The 20848-nt window shown below is 57.7% G+C and carries 21 protein-coding genes and 5 pseudogenes; 21 read left to right on the forward strand and 5 right to left on the reverse strand.

Annotated elements, in window-relative coordinates; genetic code table 11:
• The first annotated feature begins 29 nt into the window (after positions 1-29).
• The 19 genes and pseudogenes from OIM11_05345 (at position 30) to OIM11_05435 (ending at position 16635) form a co-directional block, all read left to right on the forward strand.
• A complete protein-coding gene (locus OIM11_05345; GenBank protein HJJ00555.1) occupies positions 30-929 on the forward strand; it encodes an undecaprenyl-diphosphate phosphatase in 900 nt (299 codons plus the stop codon).
• A gap of 19 nt (positions 930-948) precedes the next feature.
• Positions 949-1548 (forward strand): phosphatase PAP2 family protein, encoded by a 600-nt coding sequence (locus tag OIM11_05350; protein ID HJJ00556.1) that lies wholly within the window; start codon positions 949-951, stop codon positions 1546-1548.
• Between the two features lie 39 nt (positions 1549-1587).
• Positions 1588-1866 (forward strand): chorismate mutase, encoded by a 279-nt coding sequence (locus OIM11_05355; protein HJJ00557.1) that lies wholly within the window; start codon positions 1588-1590, stop codon positions 1864-1866.
• Positions 1863-2648: a 3-deoxy-7-phosphoheptulonate synthase gene (gene aroF, locus OIM11_05360; GenBank protein HJJ00558.1), complete on the forward strand. Its 786-nt coding sequence runs from the start codon at positions 1863-1865 to the stop codon at positions 2646-2648. The genes OIM11_05355 and aroF overlap by 4 nt, the downstream gene beginning before the upstream one ends.
• On the forward strand, positions 2648-4960 hold the full coding sequence (locus tag OIM11_05365) for a UvrD-helicase domain-containing protein (GenBank protein HJJ00559.1): 2313 nt from the start codon (positions 2648-2650) through the stop codon (positions 4958-4960). The genes aroF and OIM11_05365 overlap by 1 nt, the downstream gene beginning before the upstream one ends.
• Positions 4961-5000: 40 nt before the next feature.
• Positions 5001-5927: a manganese-dependent inorganic pyrophosphatase gene (locus tag OIM11_05370; protein ID HJJ00560.1), complete on the forward strand. Its 927-nt coding sequence runs from the start codon at positions 5001-5003 to the stop codon at positions 5925-5927.
• A 23-nt stretch (positions 5928-5950) separates the two neighbouring features.
• Positions 5951-6745, forward strand: a complete 795-nt coding sequence (locus OIM11_05375; GenBank protein HJJ00561.1) for a mechanosensitive ion channel family protein — start codon at positions 5951-5953, stop codon at positions 6743-6745.
• 94 nt (positions 6746-6839) lie between these two features.
• Positions 6840-8618: an arginine--tRNA ligase gene (gene argS / locus OIM11_05380; GenBank protein ID HJJ00562.1), complete on the forward strand. Its 1779-nt coding sequence runs from the start codon at positions 6840-6842 to the stop codon at positions 8616-8618.
• Positions 8619-8636: 18 nt separating this feature from the next.
• Positions 8637-10004, forward strand: coding sequence for a diaminopimelate decarboxylase (lysA, locus tag OIM11_05385; GenBank protein ID HJJ00563.1), 1368 nt, complete (start codon positions 8637-8639; stop codon positions 10002-10004).
• Between the two features lie 22 nt (positions 10005-10026).
• Positions 10027-11319: a homoserine dehydrogenase gene (locus OIM11_05390; protein ID HJJ00564.1), complete on the forward strand. Its 1293-nt coding sequence runs from the start codon at positions 10027-10029 to the stop codon at positions 11317-11319.
• The gene (gatC, locus tag OIM11_05395; protein HJJ00565.1) at positions 11316-11621 is read left to right on the forward strand and encodes an Asp-tRNA(Asn)/Glu-tRNA(Gln) amidotransferase subunit GatC; all 306 of its coding nucleotides are present in this window, start codon (positions 11316-11318) and stop codon (positions 11619-11621) included. The genes OIM11_05390 and gatC overlap by 4 nt, the downstream gene beginning before the upstream one ends.
• A pseudogene (gene gatA, locus OIM11_05400) lies at positions 11621-13100 on the forward strand (Asp-tRNA(Asn)/Glu-tRNA(Gln) amidotransferase subunit GatA). Before gatC ends, gatA begins: the two are co-directional and overlap by 1 nt.
• A pseudogene (locus tag OIM11_05405) lies at positions 13097-13180 on the forward strand (hypothetical protein). The pseudogenes gatA and OIM11_05405 overlap by 4 nt, the downstream one beginning before the upstream one ends.
• Positions 13155-13370: pseudogene (locus tag OIM11_05410) on the forward strand (hypothetical protein). Before OIM11_05405 ends, OIM11_05410 begins: the two co-directional pseudogenes overlap by 26 nt.
• A gap of 67 nt (positions 13371-13437) precedes the next feature.
• On the forward strand, positions 13438-14253 hold the full coding sequence (locus OIM11_05415) for a hypothetical protein (protein HJJ00566.1): 816 nt from the start codon (positions 13438-13440) through the stop codon (positions 14251-14253).
• 96 nt (positions 14254-14349) lie between these two features.
• Positions 14350-14634, forward strand: coding sequence for a hypothetical protein (locus OIM11_05420; protein ID HJJ00567.1), 285 nt, complete (start codon positions 14350-14352; stop codon positions 14632-14634).
• A 75-nt stretch (positions 14635-14709) separates the two neighbouring features.
• Positions 14710-15963, forward strand: coding sequence for a radical SAM protein (locus OIM11_05425; GenBank protein HJJ00568.1), 1254 nt, complete (start codon positions 14710-14712; stop codon positions 15961-15963).
• A gap of 19 nt (positions 15964-15982) precedes the next feature.
• On the forward strand, positions 15983-16219 hold the full coding sequence (locus OIM11_05430; GenBank protein ID HJJ00569.1) for a hypothetical protein: 237 nt from the start codon (positions 15983-15985) through the stop codon (positions 16217-16219).
• 173 nt (positions 16220-16392) lie between these two features.
• Complete coding sequence (locus tag OIM11_05435) at positions 16393-16635, forward strand: hypothetical protein (protein ID HJJ00570.1); 243 nt, start codon at positions 16393-16395, stop codon at positions 16633-16635.
• 15 nt (positions 16636-16650) lie between these two features.
• Here OIM11_05435 and OIM11_05440 read toward each other — a convergent pair whose 3' ends face one another.
• Positions 16651-16872: a hypothetical protein gene (locus tag OIM11_05440; protein HJJ00571.1), complete on the reverse strand. Its 222-nt coding sequence runs from the start codon at positions 16870-16872 to the stop codon at positions 16651-16653.
• A gap of 14 nt (positions 16873-16886) precedes the next feature.
• Between OIM11_05440 and OIM11_05445 the strand changes: the two genes are divergently transcribed.
• The gene (locus OIM11_05445; GenBank protein HJJ00572.1) at positions 16887-17183 is read left to right on the forward strand and encodes a hypothetical protein; all 297 of its coding nucleotides are present in this window, start codon (positions 16887-16889) and stop codon (positions 17181-17183) included.
• A gap of 50 nt (positions 17184-17233) precedes the next feature.
• Here OIM11_05445 and OIM11_05450 read toward each other — a convergent pair whose 3' ends face one another.
• The gene (locus tag OIM11_05450; protein HJJ00573.1) at positions 17234-18103 is read right to left on the reverse strand and encodes a hypothetical protein; all 870 of its coding nucleotides are present in this window, start codon (positions 18101-18103) and stop codon (positions 17234-17236) included.
• Between the two features lie 558 nt (positions 18104-18661).
• Here OIM11_05450 and OIM11_05455 point away from each other — a divergent pair.
• Positions 18662-19150 carry a VanZ family protein gene (locus tag OIM11_05455; protein ID HJJ00574.1) on the forward strand — a complete coding sequence of 163 codons (489 nt, stop codon included), beginning with the start codon at positions 18662-18664 and terminating at the stop codon, positions 19148-19150.
• 197 nt (positions 19151-19347) lie between these two features.
• Here the strand turns inward: OIM11_05455 and dut are convergent.
• The 3 genes and pseudogenes from dut to OIM11_05470 form a co-directional block, all read right to left on the reverse strand.
• Positions 19348-19792, reverse strand: a pseudogene (gene dut / locus OIM11_05460) (dUTP diphosphatase).
• Positions 19785-20284: pseudogene (gene nrdR / locus OIM11_05465) on the reverse strand (transcriptional regulator NrdR). Before nrdR ends, dut begins: the two co-directional pseudogenes overlap by 8 nt.
• A 111-nt stretch (positions 20285-20395) precedes the next feature.
• On the reverse strand, positions 20396-20683 hold the full coding sequence (locus tag OIM11_05470) for a hypothetical protein (protein ID HJJ00575.1): 288 nt from the start codon (positions 20681-20683) through the stop codon (positions 20396-20398).
• Between the last annotated feature and the right edge of the window lie 165 nt (positions 20684-20848).

Raw genomic sequence — 20848 nt, forward strand, 5'->3', positions numbered from 1 at the left:
ATATAAGAACACGATCGAGGATTCAACAGATGTTCATAGAGGCAATTAAGGCGTTTATCATCGGCCTTGTCGAAGGGCTAACCGAGTGGCTTCCGATTTCATCGACGGGCCACATGATTCTCGTCGACGAGTTTATAAGGCTCGACGTCTCGTCCACGTTCCTCGAGCTGTTTCTGGTCGTCATCCAAATCGGCGCCATCATGGCCGTCATCATCCTGTACTTCACCAAACTCAATCCCTTCTCGCGCAAGAAGACTCCCGTCCAGCGCAAGGAGACCTGGCGTTTGTGGGGGATGGTCGTCATCGGCTGCATACCGGCAGCAATCGTCGGCCTGCTCTTCGATGACTGGGTAACCGAGCATCTCCATAACGCCTGGGTCGTTGCCGCGATGCTCATCCTCTACGGTATCGTCTTCATTGTCCTGGAGCGTCGTAACCGTCACCGCTACGTGCAGTTCGTTCACGACAGCGGGCAACTCGACGACAAGCCGAGCCCCGACGAGATGTTCCCGATCAAGACCGTTGACGAGATCGGACCGGCAGCCGCCATCAAAATCGGCCTCTTTCAGTGCCTTGCCATCATCCCGGGTACGAGCCGCAGCGGTGCGACCATCATCGGCGGTATGCTCACGGGATGCTCGCGTACGGCCTCTGCCGAGTTCACCTTCTTCCTTGCCATTCCCATCATGTTTGGCTGGGGCATCGTCAAGGCTTTCAAGGCGTTCTTCACGGCCGGTCTTGTCATGACCGCGACCGAGGTCGTGGTGCTTGTGGTCGGCATCGTCACCGCCTTCGTCGTCTCCGTGCTCTCGATCAAGTTCCTCATGGGCTACATTAAGAACAACGACTTCACGGCCTTTGGCGTGTATCGCATCATCATCGGCATCGTTGTCCTGGGTTACTTCGGCATCAAGCTGCTGATCGGCTAAAGGGTAGGACAGGGTTACGATGGAAGCTACCATACTCCTTGCTCTTCAGTCGCTGCGCTTTCCCGTTCTCACGCAGCTTGCCGCGCTCATATCGGCGCTCGGTAACTACGGGTTCGTTTGGATCGTGCTCGGCATCGTCTTCATCGTCTTCCTCGGAAGAAATGACGTCGGTGTCACCTTGCTCTTCACCGTCGTCTTCACGGGCATCATCGTCGGCTTCATCTTGCAGCCCATCTTTGCGCACGTGCGCCCCTACGATGCCGGTATCGGCGTAAGCGCAGTCATGGGCGTGAGCCGTACGGGCTATTCGTTTCCAAGTTTCCACGCGGCGACGTCTTTTGCGGCGGCAACGGTCATTGCAATGCTTGCCGGGCGTCGCTGGGGAACCTGGGCATTTGTCGGAGCCGTCCTCATTGCATTATCTCGCATATACCTAGGTGTCGAATGGCCCCTCGACATCCTTGTCGGCGCTCTTGTCGGTGTTCTCGCTGGCGTTGTCTCAGCTTGGGTTTACAATCAGTTCCTGCACGACCTCATTCGAGATTACCCCGGTATGAATCGCGCCAAGGGGCGACGCAAGTCCGTCAGCGAAAGCCCTGCGGCTCGCCGCAAGAAATAGCATCTCAATGATGATTGTCCGGATCGGAAAGGAAGAAGCATGACAGAAGACCAGAACGCAGAAATCGAGATCGGGAAGCATCGCGCCGTCATCGACTCGCTTGACGAGCAGATTGTCGCGCTTCTCAACAAGCGTGCGACCGAGTCGCTTGCCATCCGCATGCTCAAACCGCAGGCGCAGATGGGCCTCTATGACCCAAAGCGCGAAGAGGAGATCTTCACTCGCCTCGAAGCGCTTAATGACGGTCCCATGTACAGCAATGACATTCGCGAGATCTATGCGACCATTCTCAGGGTGATGAAGGAGATTCGCGCATGAGCAAGACCTATGTTCCCAATCGCACATCTGATGAGGTCATCATCTTCGCCGGTCCCTGTTCCGTAGAGAGTGCGGAGCAATTCGATACGGTTGCTCGCGGCCTGAGCGAGCTGGGTCTTTCCTGGATTCGCGGCGGCGCTTTCAAGCCACGCACGAGCCCGTATTCCTTCCAGGGCCTCGGCATCGAAGGTGTCAAGATCATGGAAGAGGCTGGCAAGACCTACGGCCTCAAGACCATCACCGAAGTCGTCGACACCACGCACGTCGTCGAAGTGCTCGAGCACGTCGATGGCATCCAGATCGGCACGCGCAACATGGCCAATTTCGAGCTTCTCAAGGTCATCGGCAAGGCAACCGAAGAATCGCATCAGCCCGTGCTCTTCAAGCGCGGTATGGCCGCCACCATCGACGAGTGGCTCTCCGCCGTCGAGTACATCACGCAATACGGCAATCCCAACGTCATGCTCTGCGAGCGTGGCATCCGCACCTTCGAGAACGCGACGCGCTTCACACTCGATATCGCGGCCGTTCCCGTCGTGCACCAGCGTTCGATGTATCCCATTTGCGTCGACGTGAGCCACCCCGCCGGCCAGACGGCTCTCGTCGGCGATCTTGCCAAGGCCGCTATCGCAGCCGGCGCTGACGCGCTCATGATCGAAGTGCATCCCGATCCAAAGGTCGCGAAGTCCGATGCATCCCAGCAGCTCACGCTTCCGCAGTTTGCCGAGCTCCTGGACGAGCTCAAGCAGATTGCGGCTGCCGTTGGCAAGAAGGTCGTCTAGTGCTCGACCTATCTTCACTCAACGACGCACAGAAGGAGGCGGTCCTTACATGTGAGGGGCCGCTTCTCGTTTTGGCGGGTGCGGGAAGCGGCAAGACGCGCGTGCTCACCTACCGCATCGCGCATCTGGTCGAGGATTGCGGCGTCGCGCCCTGGAACATCCTTGCCGTCACCTTCACCAACAAGGCGGCTCGCGAGATGCGCGATAGGCTGTCAACGCTTGCCGCAGGCCGCCTGCGCGGTATGTGGATCTACACCTTCCACAGCATGTGCGTACGCATCCTGCGTTCCCATGCGACGGTGCTTGGCTATAGCGATGACTTCACCATCTACGATACCGATGATTCCAAACGGCTTATCAAAGACATCATGGCCGACTATGGCTATACGGGACGGAGCTTTTCCGAAAACGCGATGCGGGCACGCATATCCGCCTGCAAAAACGAACTCGTGAGTCCGGCGGATTACAAACCACGTGTCAACGACCAGCTCGATAAGGCGTTTGCCGAGATATACAAGGCATACCAGCAACGTCTCAAACGTGCCAATGCAATGGATTTCGACGACTTGCTCGTTAACGTATACACGCTGTTATCCGAGCATCCCGACATATGCCAGGAGTACGGTCAGCGTTTCCATTACATACTTGTCGACGAGTATCAGGACACGAACAAGGCCCAGTACGAGATAACGAAGCTGCTCGCTTCAGGACATGGCAACCTCATGGTCGTGGGCGACGATGACCAGTCGATCTACTCGTGGCGTGGCGCCGATATCCGCAATATCCTCGATTTCGAGCGTGATTGGCCCGATACCAAGACCATCAAGCTCGAGGAGAACTATCGCTCCACTTCCACGATCCTACAATGTGCCAATGCGGTCATCGCGCACAACCAATCGCGCAAGAGCAAGGAACTCTTCACGCGTGGCGAGCAGGGCGAGAAGGTCGCTGTCTTTCTCGCAGCAGATGAGCGCGACGAGGGCCGCTGGATTGCCGCCATGGCAGATGACCTCCACGCGAAGGGGAGTCGTTATAACGATATCGCGGTCTTCTATCGCACGAATGCGCAGTCGCGCATACTCGAGGACATGTTCCTGCGCGCGGGCGTGCCCTATCGTATCGTCGGTGGCACGCGATTCTTCGATCGTGCGGAAATCAGGGACGTCACGGCGTATCTCAAGCTCATACTCAATCCAGCCGATGACGTGAGTTGCATGCGCATCATCAACACGCCGCGCCGTGGCATTGGCAAGACGACGATCGAACGCATTTCGCTCACCGCGCGGCAACGCGACATTCCCTTTCTCGAAGCCGCGCGTGAGGAAACGCTCGACCCGGCCTGTCGAGCTGCCACACGCCGTGCGCTCGAGAGCTTCATCTCCCTCATTGACGAGGCAAGCTCCTACGAGGGGGACCTCTACGCCGTCGTTGACATGATTGTCGAGAAGACCGGACTCATAGAGGCGCTCGAGGCACAGAACACCGACGAGGCACGTGGTCGTATCGAGAACATACGCGAGTTTCTTGGTGTCGTGCGCGAATATGCCGATGATCATGAGCTTGTCTTCGACCCGGATATCCTCGACATGCCTGACGAGGGCGATGACGCGCTCGCATTCCATGCGCCCACGCTTGGCGACTTCATGGAATGGCTGAGCCTGCGAACCGACCTCGATTCCCTGGGAAGCGAGGAAAACGATGCCGTCACCTTCATGACGGTGCACTCCGCCAAGGGCCTCGAGTTCGACAACGTCTTCGTCGCCGGCATGGAGGAATCCATCTTTCCGCATACGGCTTCCATGCTCGAAAACGGCGTGGAGGAGGAGCGTCGCCTGGCTTACGTTGCCATCACGCGCGCTCGCAAGCGGCTCTTCCTCACGTGTGCGGCACGCAGGCGCATCTTCAACGACCTACAGGCCAATGCACGGAGCCGCTTCATATCCGAGATGCCCGCCGAGCTCCTTGCTTCCGAAGGCGTCGGATCGCTTGGCTTTTCGGGTACGGGCTGGGAGAAACGCGGCGACCGGCGCGGTATATCCGGAAGCGGACAAGGCGAGGAGATGTACGGTGGTCGCGTCTATGGCAGCGGCGGTTACGCTGCCGCACACGATGCAGGTGCTGACGATGCGGGCAAGATGTCATCCGCCGCTTCATCGGCCGAGTTTGCCGAGGGGGATCACGTCGAGCACAAGACTTTCGGCCCAGGCGTCGTCGTTGGCATAGAGGGAGACAAGATCTCGGTCTACTTCAAGAAGAGCGGCAAGACAAAGACGCTTCTCAAGGGATATGCGCCCATCGTGAAGCTCGGATAAAGGTATAATCGCGATATTTCGATTTCGAGGAGAGGCTCTCATGGCACAGATTTACGTAGTTGGACACAAGAATCCCGATAACGATTCAATCATGGCGGCGTACACCTACGCCAACCTCAAGAACATGACCGATGCCGATAACGAGTACATCCCCGTACGTCTGGGCGAGTTGCCAGCCGAGAGCGCGATGATTTTCGAGGAGTACGGCATCGAGGCACCTGCGCTCATAGAGCGGGTGGGCGAGGGCGACGTGCTCGTGCTCGTCGATCATAACGAGATGGGCCAGGCCGTCGATGGCATCGAAGACGCCGAGGTCGCCGAGATCATCGACCACCATCGCATCGCCGATGTCTCCACCTCGGCACCCATCACCTTCATCAACCTGCCCTGGGGTTCAACCACCTCGATTATCACGAAGCTCTACGAGTGCTTCGGCATCGCGCCTGACAAGCAAATCGCCGCATGTCTGCTTTCGGCCATTCTCACGGACACGGTCATCCTCAAGTCGCCCACGGCAACCGAGGTCGATGCGAAGCATGTCGAGGAGCTTGCGCAGATTCTCGGCGTCGATCCCGTCGAGTTCGGCATGAAGATCTTCAAGTCCCGTGGTGGCGATGACGATGTCTCGATCGAGGATATTTGCAGCCGTGACTCCAAGGAGTTCAACTTCGGCGGTAAGAAATGCTGGATCGCCCAGTACGAGACCGTGGACCTCGATGGGCTGCGTGGGCGCACGGACGATATCGCCGCGCAGGTTGCCAAGATTCAGGAAGAGGGCGGCTATGATGCGGCCCTCATGCTCCTGACCGACATCATCGTCGAGGGCAGTGACTTCATCGCGGCTGGCGACACCGACTTCATTGCCGATGCCTTCGAGATTTCTTTCGCTGATGGCCCCGTCTGGATGCCTGGCGTGCTTTCCCGCAAGAAGCAGGTTGCCGCCAAACTCATCGATTACGCCGGATAGCACGAGGAACGCAGCGCACGCTCGTGGAGGCCATCGAGAGCACATATCTATATCATCACGGCGGCTACGTCCTCGTTGCCGCCGTTGCCATTTTCACCATTTTGGGGACGATGCTGGTCGCACACCTTCTCGTCAAGGTGATGTACCGGACGCTCAAGAAGACGACGGGGGGTGTGGTCGGTGGCTCGATCGTTGCCAATATCATACGCGTCGTCATCTGGTTCGTGAGCATCTCGTGCATTCTCAAATGGTGCTTCAACTACAACACCTCGGTGCTATGGGGAGCCCTGGGCGTTGGCGGTATCGCGCTCTCCCTCGGTCTGCAGAACACGATATCCAACCTCATCGGTGGCTTGCAGGTTTCCTTGTCACGTGACTTCAAAATGGGGGATTGGATCTCGATTAGGGACATTACGGGCAAAATCGACGACATCACCTGGCGTGTCGTGAAGATGGAAGATGCTGATGGCAACAGCTATATCATCCCCAACGCGGTCTTCAACTCAAATGCGGTAACCGTCCTTCCGCCCTTCCAGACGACCGATCTGACATTCGAGATCTCGAGCATGGCGAATTTGGAGGCGATAGGGGAGAAGTTGCCCCAGCTTGCATACGATGCGCTCAAGAAGGCCGGTTATCTCTATGAGGACATGAAGCCTGAGCTTTCCCTCGACAGCGCATCGCTCAACGCCATCAACGCGACGCTCGAGGTCTATACCGAATACACGTATGAGACGATCGACATCAGGGAATGTGTCATGTCTGCTGTCCTTGCGTATCTCAAGTCAAACAACGCACTTGCAACCTATACCGAATAACCCAAGCTACCTTGTACTTCTCGCGTATAACACGCTCGTGTTCAGCTAGAATAGTTGCTTCGTATGCAATTAGCCTGAAAGGAACCGAGCATCCGTGCGTACGTTAGTAGAAGACATCATCACATCCGCCATCACATCCGCCATCGAATCTGGCGAGCTTCCCCTCGATGGCCTGCCATCGGCGCAGGTCGAGCGTCCTCGTGACCTTGCACATGGCGATTGGGCGAGTTCCATTGCCATGCGATGCGCCAAGCAAGCGCACATGAACCCCCGTGACATCGCGCAGATTATCGTCGCGCATATTGCCGACGCGCCCGAAGTCGCCTCCGTCGAAATCGCCGGTCCCGGTTTCATCAACATCAAGCTCTCCGATGCCGCATTGCAAAACGTGTTTCGTGTGGTGCGTAGCGAGGACACGCGCTACGGCTCAAGCCATGACGGCGATGGCATCAAGGTCGACCTCGAGTTTATCTCCGCCAACCCGACAGGCCCCATGCATTTGGGGCATGGCCGTTGGGCGGCACTCGGCGATGCGATGGCAAACGTCCTTTCCTTTGCAGGCTACGAGGTGACCCGCGAGTTCTACATCAACGATGCGGGCAACCAGATGGACATCTTCGCGGAGTCCGTGGCACTTCGCTACCTGCAGGTCGCACGCCTCATTGCCGAAGGCGCCGCCACGGATGTCGATGACGCTTACGGGATCATCATCGAGAACATGGATTCGTATCGAGACGAGCTTCCCGAGAACTGCTACGCCGGCGCCTACGTCATCGATATCGCCGGCATCATCTACGATGCAGAAGGCGCCGCCTGGGTCGATGCCGATGCCGACGAGCGCGCCGCGTACTTCAAGGAGCTCGCTTACAAGACGGTCTTCGAACATACCAAGGAGGTGCTTGCCGGCTTCGGCCTCGAGTTCGACGTCTGGTACTCCGAGCGCAGCACCTATGCCGCTGACGAGGACGGAAGCTCTCGTCTCACGCGCGCTCTCGATGCGCTGCGCGAGAGGGGATACCTCTACGACAAAGATGATGCCGTGTGGTTCAGGACCACGGAGTTCGGTGACGACAAGGACCGCGTGCTCGTCAAGGCTGACGGCAGCTATACCTATTTCGCGCCCGATATCGCCTATCACAAGAACAAGTTCGACCGCGGTTTCGATCGCTGCATCGACATCCTCGGTGCCGATCATCATGGCTATATCAAACGCATCCAATCGGTTGGCCATGTCTTCGACCATCCCGGCCAGCCCGAGGTCGTCATCGGCCAGATGGTTAACCTCTTTCGTAACGGCGAGCCCGTACGTATGTCCAAGCGCACGGGCGAGATGGTGAGCTTTGAGGAGGTCCTTGACGAGGTCGGAGCCGACGCCACGCGCTTCCTCATGCTCGCGCGCTCAACCGACCAGGCAATTGACTTCGATATCGAGCAAGCCAAGAAGCAGGATTCGACCAATCCCGTCTACTATGTTCAGTATGCTCATGCACGCATATGTTCGATCCTGCGCAAGGCCGCTGGTATCGAGGATGCAAACGCATCCGGAGCAAACCCTGATGCCATCGCCGCATCCCTTATCCCAGCCGATGCCGACCTCTCGCCGCTTACGCATGAGACAGAGCTTGCCCTTGCACGCCGCATCGACGAGTTTGGCGAGCTCGTCGCAGGATGCGCGCGTGACCTTGCCCCGTTCAGACTTACGCATTACGCGACGAGCCTCGCAAGCGAGTTCCACCAGTTCTATACCCAATGTCACGTCATCGGCGATGACGTGCGCCTCACGACGGCACGTCTCTACGTCTGTGACGCGACGCGCCGCGTCCTAAGAAACGCCCTGTCTCTGCTCGGTGTGTCGGCACCTACGAGTATGTAACAAAAGGAGAAGTTCAGCATGTCAATTGCACCAACACGCGAACATGTTCTGCCCGACTACATGAAGGCATCCGACCTCCTCAAGGTTGCTCCCATGAGCATGGAGGTCGAGGGCAACAAGGTGACGCTCGACGGCATCGATTTGCGCGATATCGCCCGCGATTTCGGTACCGCTCTCTATATCTACGACGAGGACCATATCCGCAAGCAGCTTGCAAGCTATCGCGATGAGTTCCGCACCTGCTATCCGCAAAGCGACATCGTCTATGCCGCCAAGGCCTTCTGCTGCGTTGCCATGGACAAGATCGTCGCCGAGGAGGATTGCTATATCGACGTGGCAAGCGGGGGAGAGCTCGCCATCGCCAAGGCGGCGGGATTTCCGATGGAGCATGTTTTCGCGCAGGGCAACAACAAGTCCCAACGCGAGATCGAGGAGTACATCGACGCCGGTGTCGCGTGCTTCGTGGTCGATACGCATGAGGAGATCGAACGCATCTCGACCTACGCGAGCGCACAGGGTGTCACCCAGCGCATCATCATTCGCGTCTGCCCCGGTATCGAAGCCGACACACATGCCTATATCCAGACGGCCAACGAGGATTCCAAGTTCGGCTTCAACATCCGTAATGGCGCGGCTGAGGAAGCGCTCATCTACGCGTTGACGCTGCCCGGAGTCGAGGTGGCCGGTTTCCACTGCCACATCGGCTCGCAGATCTTCGAGCTCACCTCCTATGTCGAGGCCATCAACACCATGTTCGGCTTCATGAACGACATGCGTCAGGCGCATGACTTCGTCGCGCAGATCTTCGACATGGGCGGCGGCCTTGGCATTCCCTATACCATCTACGATCGTCCCTCGACCATCGCGCAGTTCGCCCAGATTGCGACGGGCGCCATCCACGCCAATTGCAGCGAATACGATTACCCATATCCGCACATTTTCGTGGAGCCCGGTCGCTCCATCGTCGCGAACGCGGGCATCACGCTCTACACCGTCGGTTCGGTCAAGACGGTTCCCGGCATCTGCACCTACGTCGCCATCGATGGCGGCATGACGGATAACATCCGCACGGCGCTCTATGGGTCGAAGTACGAGGCGTTCGTCGTGGAGCGTGCTGACAAGCCCCGTGACGTCATCTGCGACATCGTCGGCAAGCATTGCGAGTCGGGCGACGTCGTCGTGAAGAACGCCCCCCTGCAGGCATGTGAAGCTGGTGATCATATCTGCGTGCTCGGCACCGGCGCGTATTGCAACGAGATGGCGAGCAACTATAACAAGCAGGTGCGTCCTGGCATCGTCTTCGTCCATGATGGCGTAGCTCGCGAGGTCGTGCGCCGTGAGACTTATGACGATCTGCTCGCACGTGACGTATGCTCAAATGCGTAGGCATTTTCAAAAGGAGATATGCATGAAGCAAGTGAAGCTCGGTCTGGTGGGATGCGGAACCGTCGGTGGCGGATTCATTCGCATATTGCAAAAGCACCACGATGATTTCATGAGGCATGCGGGCGTTGACATGGTGATTGCCAAGGCAACGACACGCACGCGCTCCAAACTTGAAGCCCTTGGCATTCCCGATGGTGCAATCGTCGATTCATATGAGGATATCGTCAATGATCCGGATATCGACATCGTCATCGAGCTCATTGGCGGGACGGGCATGGCGGCTGACGTCGTGCTTGATGCCCTGCGCGCGGGGAAAAACGTGATCACCGCTAACAAGGCCCTCATGGCGACGCGTGGTGCGGAGATCTTCCATACCGCCGATGATCATGGCGTAGAAGTTGCCTTCGAGGCGTCCGTAGGCGGCGGCATTCCCATCATTCAACCTCTCAAGCATTCTCTCATCAGCAACGAGATCAATACCGTTCTTGGCATTGTCAACGGAACGACCAACTACATGCTCACCGAAATGGAACAGGGCCTCGATTACGACACGGTGCTCAAACGCGCGCAGGAACTCGGTTATGCCGAGGCTGATCCGACGGCCGACGTTGACGGCTACGACGCTGCCGCAAAAATCGCGATTCTCGCCTCTATCGCCTTCAACTCCCGCGTGACACTCGATGACGTCTTCACGCAGGGCATTCGCTCCATCGAGCCCGTAGATTTCAGGCATGCGGAGGATATGGGATACACCATCAAGCTGCTTGCCATCGCCCACAAGATCGATGGCGAGATTGACGTCCGCGTCCATCCGGCCATGATTCCCACGGACCATCAACTTGCCAATGTCAACGGTGTCTATAACGCCATCTACGTGACGGGCGATGCCGTGGGTGACTGCATGTTCTTCGGTGAGGGTGCGGGCGCAGGTCCTGCCGCATCGGCCGTCATGGGCGATGCCATCGAGGTTGCGCGTCACGTCGCCAACGACGTCAAGCCCATCGTCGGGTGCACCTGTACCGATAACCTGCCCTTGCGTGGCATCGGAAAGCTCGAGACCAAGTATTATCTGCGCCTACTTGTAAAGGACGAGCCTGGCGTGCTTGCTGCCATCAGCGAGATCTTCAGCCAGTACGATGTCTCCATTCGCAGCATGGTGCAACCCACGACGCATGGTGACGGCACCGCAGAGCTCATTTTCATGACGCATACGGCCAACGAGGCTCACTTCGAGGAAGCCCTCAAGGAAGTCAAGGCCCTGGCATGCGTCGCCCAGATCGGGTACCATGATTCGCATCGAGGAGGACTAAGGTGACTCTGACCGAACAGGATGTGCGCGACATCGCCGAGTATGCGCGCATCGGCCTTACGGATGACGAGCTATCCGCGATGACGGTCGACCTCAACAACATTATCGAGACGCTCAAGCCCATCACCGAGTACGAGCTCGATGGTGTCGAGCCGACCTTCCATCCCATCGGCAACCTCTCAAACGTCATGCGCGAGGACAAGGTGGGGGAGTCCTTCGAGCGTGAGGTCGCGCTGTCGAACAGCGATTCCACAAGCGAAGGATGCTTCGAGATTCCCTCCATTCTTGGTGAGGGAGGCGATCGCTGATGCAGAACTATCCTCAACTGAGCGTTCGTGAAATCCACGAGGGCCTGCTGAATGCCCAGTTCAGCGCCCGCGAGCTCACGACGTCCGCCTTCGACATGATCGATGCGCTTGACTCGAAGGTCCATGCGTTTCTCGAGCTCACCCCCGAGCTCGCCTACGAGCAAGCCGATGCCGTCGATGCGGCTATCGCCGCCCGTGAACCCATCGGCATCCTCGCCGGCGTCCCCATCGCCTTCAAGGACAACATGAACCTCGTCGGCACGCACACGACCTGCGCATCACATATGCTCGAAACCTACGTGAGTCCGTTCACGGCAACCTGTGTCGCCAAAGCACTCGACGCAGGCGGCATCTGTCTGGGCAAGACGAATATGGACGAGTTCGCGTTTGGCTCATCGACCGAGACCTCGTACTTCGGGACGACGAGCAACCCCTGGGATCTCGAACGCGTGCCCGGCGGGTCTTCGGGTGGTTCGGCGGCTGCCGTTGCCGCGGGCATGGCGACGTTGTCGCTCGGCAGCGATACGGGCGGATCAATCCGCCAACCAGGAAGCTTCTGTGGGCACGGTCGCCCTCAAGCCAAGCTATGGCGTGGTCAGTCGCTACGGCGTGGTTGCCTTTGGCAGCTCGCTTGATCAGGTCGGTCCCTTTGCCCGTAGCGTCGAGGATGCGGCATATGCGCTCAACGCGATTTCCGGGCGTGACCCGCTCGATTGCACGAGCCAGCCCTGCGACATCGACTTCACCGCCAATCTCGATGTCGGCGTCAACGGCATGCGCATCGGCATCGTGCCCGCACTGCTCGAACTCGACGGCCTCACGTCTGAAGTCAAGCATGCTTTCGAGGAAAGCGTCGCGAGGCTCGAAGAGCTGGGAGCCACGATTGTCGAAGTCGAGCTGCCCAATGCGGCAGCCGCTATCAGCGCCTATTACGTGCTCGGGCCCTGCGAGGCGTTCTCGAACCTCTCGCGTTTCGATTCGGTGCGCTACGGACATCACGCCCACGGCAAGAATCTCGAGCAGCGTTACGAGGATAGCCGTGCCCAGGGCTTTGGCCCGGAGGCAAAGCGTCGCATCATGCTTGGTGCCTGGCTACTCGCGAGTGGCGTCTATGACGAGTACTACATCCCCGCGCAAAAGGTGCGCCACGCTCATCACGGCAGATTACACGAAGGCGTTCGAGAAGGTCGATGCAATCGTGCTGCCCACGAGTCCGCGTACTGCGTTCAAGTTCGGCGAGGGTGAGCGACCCTGCATCCATGTACCTCTCGGACATTTACACCATCAGCATCAACATCGCGGGTAACGGCGGAATGAGCCTGCCCGTTGCACTCGGCGGAGGATTCCGGCCTGCCCATCGGTTTGCAAATCGTGGGCCCGCAGTTCCATGACGAGGTCATCCTGCGCGTGGGTGCTGCACTTGAGGCTGCGACCGTCGTTCCCCGCATCGCGCCGCTCGAGGAGGGAGGTCTCTCATGAAGGAACTGACTGAGGTCCTCAAGGACTGGGAAGCCGTCATCGGCCTCGAGGTTCATGCCGAGCTCACCACGCTCAAGACCAAGATGTTCTGCTCGTGCCCGATTGAGTTCGGCGCAGATCCGAATACGCACACTTGCCCGGTTTGCCTCGGCATGCCCGGCGCCCTGCCCCGTGCCCAACAAGGCCGCCATCGAGAGCATCGTGCTCGCCGGCCTGGCGACCAACTGCGACATCGAGAAGCACACGATGTTCTATCGCAAGGGCTACTTCTACCCGGACATGGCCAAGAACTTCCAGACCACGCAGGGCCCACTCGCGTTCTGCATGCGCGGTCATCTTGACCTCGAACTTTCCGCCAAGGGGCGCTGCCGAACGTGTCGATATTCCCAAGGACGAGGACGGATCGTATACGACGCGTATCGGCATCACGCGCATCCACATGGAAGAAGACGCGGGAAAGATGACGCATCTGGGTGGCTCGGAGGGCCGTATCGATGGCGCGGAGCGCTCGCTCGTCGATTACAATCGCGCCGGCACGCCGCTCATCGAGCTCGTCACCGAGCCCGACTTGCGTACACCGGAAGAAGCTCGTGCCTTCATGCAGAAGCTGCGTCAGATTTATCTCACGCTCGGCATCTCGGATTGCTCGATGGAAGAGGGCTCCTTGCGCGCCGATGGCAATGTCTCGTTGCGCCGTCGTGGATCGACGGAGCTTGGTACGAAGACGGAACTCAAGAACATCAACTCGTTCAAGAACCTTCACGATGGCCTTGCCTACGAGATCTGCCGCCAAGCCGAGGTGCTCGAGAGCGGTGGAGTCATCCGCCAGGAGACGCGTCACTGGGAGCCTGGCGCCAAGCGTACCATTGTCATGCGCGTCAAGGAGACGGCAGATGATTATCGCATGTTCCCCGATCCCGATCTGGCCCCCTTTGACCTTTCCGACGAATTCATCGAGACCGTGCGTGCCAAGCTTCCCGAGTTGCCTGATGCCAAGAAGCAGCGCTTCATGGAAAGCTATGGTCTGCCCGCCTATGATGCCGGCGAGCTTGCCGGTGATGTCGAAAATCGCCGAGTTCTTCGAGGAGGCTGCCCACGACGAAGACGCGGCTGTCGCCAAGAAGATCGCAAAACCTCATCATCAATGACGTGAGCGCGTGGACAAACGAAAACGCCACGACCGTCTCGAAAGTCCGGTATCGCCCCGGCAGCGCTGGCAAAGCTTGCCAAGCTTCTGGCCGATGACACGATCAGCTCCAAACAGGGTAAGGAAGTTCTTGCCGCGCTCATCGGGGATGGCGTCGATCCCGAGGAGTACGTCAAGTCGCACGGTATGGAGCAGACAACCGACACAGGCGCCATCGAGCAGATGGTCGAGGAGCTCATGGCGGCAAATCCCGATAAGGTCGAAGCGTACCGTGGCGGAAAGACGGGTCTGCAGGGCTTTTTCATGGGGCAGGTCATGAAGCAGCTTGGCGGTCAAGGTAACCCCAAGGTCATCTCGGCGATCGTCACCGAAAAGCTCGAGGGATAGCCTTTTGCAACTATGATGGAAGCATGCGCCATATGCCCTCGTCATTGCCATGTTGATCGTACGAGAACACATGGCGTGTGCGGCGAGGGCGATGAGGTGCGTCTTGCACGCGCCGCGCTTCACTTCTGGGAGGAACCGCCCATCAGCGGTGAGTTGGGGAGTGGCACGGTGTTTTTCTCGGGCTGTCCGCTTCGCTGCGTCTACTGCCAGAACAAGGACATCGCACGTGGCAAAATAGGTCGCGCCGTCTCCATCGAGCGCCTGGCTCGCATCTTTCTCGAGCAGCAGGAGCGCGGAGCCCTCAACATCAACCTCGTGACGCCGACCCACTTTGTTCCGCAAATCAAAGCAGCCCTCGATCTTGCCCGTTCAGACGGGTTTTCGAGCAGACCGCTTGCCTTGCCCATCGTCTACAACACCAGTGGCTACGAGCTGCCCGAGGCCATCGCTGAGCTCGATGGCTACGTTGATGTCTTTCTCACCGACCTCAAGTACGCTTCGTCTGAGCTTGCCCAGCGCTATTCGGCTGCACCTGACTATCCGCATATCGCCTCTCGTGCTCTCGATGCCATGTTCGAGCTCGTGGGGCCGCTGCGCTATGACGAAACCGAGAGGGGGGAGGAGCGCCTCGTACGCGGCGTCGTCGTACGTCATCTCCTGCTCCCAGGACATCTCGAGGATTCCAAACGCGTTATGGAGCTGCTTGCCGCAAAGCCCTATCGCGATGACATGATCGTGAGCATCATGAACCAGTTCACGCCTTCCGAGGAGCTTATTCGGGATTATCCGGAACTCGCCTTTCGTGTGAGCGAAGACGAATACGACGAGCTCATTGACTACGCCCTTGATTTAGACATAATGAATAGTTTTATGCAAGAAGGCGATACGGCTGACGAGTCCTTCATACCCGACTTCGATTACGAGAGGGATATAGCCATGCGCCATGTCGACTACCTCATCGTCGGGGCTGGCCTTGCGGGGTCGACCTGCGCATATCTCCTGCATAAAGCAGGTTGTGACGTCATGCTCCTCGAACGTCTCGACGTCTTGAAAAAGTCCAAGCTCTGCGCTGGCCTTGTCACGCCCCGCGCCATGCGCGAACTCGACATGATATTCGACAATTGGTCTAATAAGCTTGTGAAGTCACAGTTCACGTCCATGCGCTGTGATGCAGCAGGCATCACGGTCGACCTCAATGGCACCGAGATGTGCAGTGTCGAGAGACGCGAGCTCGATGCGTTCGTACTCGATGCCTTTCGTGAGTGTGGGGGGAGAGCTCGTCGACCGTTTTCATGTGCGTGCAATCGACTTCAATCAACATCGCCTTGAGGGAACGCGTGACGACGACGTGCAGGAGATTCTTGGCTATGGCACGCTCATCGCCGCCGACGGGGCGCTTTCATACGTACGAAAGGCGCTCACCGGTAGCACACCCGACGCGATTCTCTCGCTTGAGACTATGGTCGCAAACACGGGTGCGCCGCTTACGATGGACTACGAGGACGGCTTCATCGGGTACTCCTGGTACGCGCCTTGCGGCGACGGTCGCCAAGCTCGGCTGCTGCGCCTATGCGGGCGAGCCTGACCTCGACGCCCGCCTTCGGGCATTCGCAAACCAGATGGACGTCCGAATACGAGACGCGGCGCGGCGCCTTCATTCCAACCGGACGCGATATTCTCCTCGAAAGAAATGGTGTCTACTTTCTTGGCGATGCGGGCGAGCCTCATCGCGCCCGCCTTCTGGCGAGGGTATCTACCATGCGCTTCATTCGGCACGTATGCTCGCGCGTGCGCTCGTCAACAAGGCAAGCTACCCGCGCGCTCATGCAGCCTGTCGTCACCGAGATACGCCGTCAGTACAAGTTGCGCAATCTCTTCTTCGACACGCGTTTCATGCGCTGTGGCATCAAACTTGCGGATGCCACGCCTTACGGTGCCGAGCGCGCCGTCAAGTTCGCCCTCAGGCATTTCGGCGGGGGTACTAAGAAGGGGTCCGGATAAACCGGACCCCTTCGCTTACCGCAATGCATGTCGTAAGGCTACTCGCGTTTCTTTCTCGTCTTGCTCCTGATCGAGAAGCTCGATCTCCTCGACATTGGCGCCCGCGACGATCTCGCGACGCGTACTTGCCTTTGCATCGGGCATCGCCTCGATCTCGGCATAGAGCTCGCGATCGGTACCCGACTCGGGACTCGGCGGATTGACCTCGAAGGGTACTGCCCTGGTGAACAAACTCACGACCCGGCACGATGATGATCGAGAGAATCATCGCGATGGCACCGGCATTGATGGGGGAGGGCAATGAGCGGGCGTGCCCGACAAAGCCCATGATCATGTTCACGGTCGTCAGGCCCACGCCGACGATGAAGCTCGCCCACACGGCGGCCTTGCTGATGCGCTTGCTGTACAGGCCCCCACAGCATCGGGCCGAGGAAGGCGCCGGCCAAAGCACCCCAGGAAATGCCCATGAGCTGCGCAATCCAAGTTACGGAACTTTGGTACTGGAACACCGCGATAAGAGCGGAGATGGCCACGAAGACGACAAGTAGCGCGCGAATCCAGACGATTTGCTTCTTCTCGTTCATGGTCCTTGACGATGTTACCCTTGATGAGGTCGAGCGTGAGCACCGAACTCGAGGTGAGCACGAGCGAGGACAGCGTGCTCATCGACGCCGAGAGCACGAGCACGATGACGAGGCCGATGAGGAAATCGGGCAAGTTCGACAGCATCGTCGGATGATGGAGTCGTAGACCGCGTGCCGTTGGCAGCATAGGCGATCTGGTCGCCGAAGAGCTGGCCGAAGCCACCAAGGAAGTAGCTGCCACCGGCGATGACGAAAGCGAAGACCGTGGAGATGATGGCACCCTGCTTGATGGCCGGACCGGACTTGATGGCATAGAACTTCTGCACCATCTGCGGCAGCCCCAGGTGCCAAGCGATGTCAGGATGACGACACCCATCAAGTTGAGGAAATCGGGGCCGAGAAGCTCGTGAAGGCACCCAGCTGTTCGGTACCTGGTGCCTGAATCTGGGAAAGCTGAACGACGGCTTCGGAAAGTCCTCCCTGCGTTTGCAGAACGCGATGATGACGGCCGTGATACCGACGAGCATGACGATGCCCTGCAGAAAGTCGTTGACGACCGTGGCCATGTAACCGCCCCAACACGAGTATATGCATGTCACGACGGCCATGCCGATGACACACCACTCGTAGGGTACGCCGAACGCCATCGTGAACAGACGCGACAGGCCATTGTATACCGACGCGTGTAGGGGGATGAGGAACACGAAGATGATGGCTGCCGATGCGATGCGCAGTCCCTTGCTCTGGTAGCGCTTGCCGAAGAACTCGGGCATGGTCGAGGCCTTAAGTCGCTGCGTGACCTCGCGCGTGCGCGGACCGAGCACCCACCAGGCAAGCAAACTGCCAATCACGGCGTTGCCAATACCTGCCCAGGTCGCGGCCATGCCGTACTTCAGCCAAATTGGCAGCGTAGCCGATGAACACGACGGCGCTGAAGTAGGCGGTGCCGTAGGCGAAGGCCGAAAGCCAAGGACCGACGTTAGCGACCACCGAGAATGAAGCCGTCGACATCGCGTGAGGCGGCACGGCGCGTGTAGATGCCGACGCCAACGCGATGGCTATGAATATGATGATGAGTAGTATTTTGACGAACATGCTCTTTCCTTCTCACGGTAGTACAACGAACAGGCGGGAGGCGCACACGACAAGGACATCAAGCGCACGCGAGACATGGAGTGTGCGCACGTGCATCCCGCCGTGTGCTAGAGGTATCGATAATAGAAAAGATGGAGGCAAACGAGAGCGCGCTGGCATGCACGGCCGCACCGTGATGCCTCGGTATGTTCACTCGATCGTTCAATGGTCCTCCAAATCAGATTGCGAACACTATAGACCACTTTTGCACGCTGTAGTAGTAAATTACTCGATTTTTTTGCATATTCGCCTTCAGAAGATATGATGGACGACATGAAATGGAGCGGTCCTGGTGCGAGGGAGGTGACATGCGCACTCTCAAAGTCACATTGAGCATGGGCGTGACCCTTGGCATTATGGTACTCATCTTCTGCTTCTCGGCACAAAGCGGAGGAGAGTCGGGATCGTTGAGCGATTCGATTGCACGCATGCTTGCATCCACCTTCGTCGGAGGATTCGAAACCATGCCAATTGAGCAACAAGCGCAGATCGTCGCCCAGATGTCCTGGCCCATACGTAAGACCGCACACGCATCCGAGTATGCTAGTCTCGCCATATCGCTCGTGATCACATGTTGGCAGCTTTACGCCTGGCGCTGCGATAAGGAAAGCGGCCCATGTCGTCGCTTGGACGACGCGTGGCGCTTGTGGGGTGTTGCGGCATTTGTCATCGCGGTGCTCTATGCGTGCAGCGACGAGATTCACCAGCTTTTCATCGACGGACGTGCAGGACAAGTTGCCGACGTGCTCGTGGATGCCTCGGGAGCGGCCATCGGCTGCCTGCTAATGTGTTGGTAATGCATGCGTTCCTGAAGAGGGCGTCTCGCGAAGAGGGAGAGCGCCTGTTGATTCAGCCTCGTGTGATGCACTTTGTGTCGAAATACATAAGTTCCCATAAGATACATTATCAGACATAAAGTAATTGAAGATAGAAAAGCTCCGAACATGTAGAGGCGCACGTAAGCGGCTACATGTTCGGAGCCTGTGAGAATGCGCTACTTACCGGTGGAGCCGAATCCGCCAGAAGAACGCTCGGTTTCGTCAAGCTCGTTTACCTCGAGCAGCTCGACAACGGGAACCTCTTGAATGACAAGCTGCGCAACGCGGTCTCCACGTTTGATGGCAATTTTCGCTCTGCGTGTCTGTATTGAGTCCGATCACGCCGATCTCTCCGCGATACCCGCTATCTATGAGTCCCGGTGTGTTCACGATGGAGAAACCCTGCTTGGCAGCCAAACCGCTACGCGGCTGCACGAAGCCTGCATAACCCCGAGGAATGGCAATGGCAATGCCCGTTGGAATCATAACGCGCTGTCCTGGCTGCAGGGTCACGTCCTTGGCTGCATAGAGGTCAAGCCCCGCATCACCCGGATTTGCGTATGCGGGCGTTGGCAGCCCTTCATCAAGCTTTTTGAGTTTAAGCGTGATGGTCTTACTCATCTTCTAGCTCCTGAACGTCGGTGGCCGATGCTGCGTCAGCTGCGCTTTCAGTCAGGCTCTCAAGCTCCTCGCGCAGCTCGTCGATATCCTTGAAGTCCTTATAGACCGAGGCGAAACGAATATATGCAACCTTATCCAAATCACCCAATCTTATGAGAACTTGGTCTCCTAAAGATGAAGAAGGGATAGGCCCTCGATATGTGTTTCGAATATCATTTCGACCATGTCTACGAAGGCCTCAAGTGTGTGAAGCGAAACATTGCGTTTGGCAGTTGCCGAAAGCAGGCTCTTGAGAAGCTTGGAGCGATCGAAAGGCTCGATGTGCTCGTCTCGTTTGAGAACCATGATAGGTTCTTCTTCCCTTCTCTCGAAGGTCGTGAAACGTGTTCCGCACTCGAGGCATTCTCTCCTGCGTTTTATGCTTGCTCCGTCGTCAAATGAACGCGAATCGATTACCCGGGATTCTTTACAGCTGCAGTTTGGGCAAAGCATCCGTTCTCCTCACTTTGCGTTGAATTATCAAGTAGCGTGATTCTAACAGAGAACGACGGTTTTACGGCCGAGCTTGCACGAGCGTTTGTTGCCCCAGCTGCCTCCCCTTTTTTACATGAAGGAGAAGACGAAAAGAGCGCCTATGGCTACGGTGCATGCAGCGAAGGCAAAGACGCGCTCACGCATGCCGTTGAGGAAAACGTGACGCATGCGCGAATCGAGCACGTCGTGCACATCCGAGGAGAAATCGCCGCCGTGTAAATAGCCGAACGCCATATCTGCCATACGGTCTAATAGCGATTCACGTGTGCGTGGCATGCCCTGGATAACGGTAAGCTGCGGCTGTACATTGACTGATGTGAGCATCATGCTGGCTTCTTGCGTGCGGAGAGCGTTCATGTTGACCTCCTATTTGCTTCATTTACGTGCTCGTTTGTTATACCCGTTACCTGTGACACGGTTTTAAACCGAACATCTGTTCTCGATATATAATATACGAACATTTGTTTGATGCCAATAAAAAAACGAACATCTGTTTGTAATTGACGAGAGTTTCGTCTAAAC

Source organism: Coriobacteriaceae bacterium (assembly GCA_025992705.1).
In the GTDB taxonomy this organism is placed as follows: domain Bacteria; phylum Actinomycetota; class Coriobacteriia; order Coriobacteriales; family QAMH01; genus QAMH01.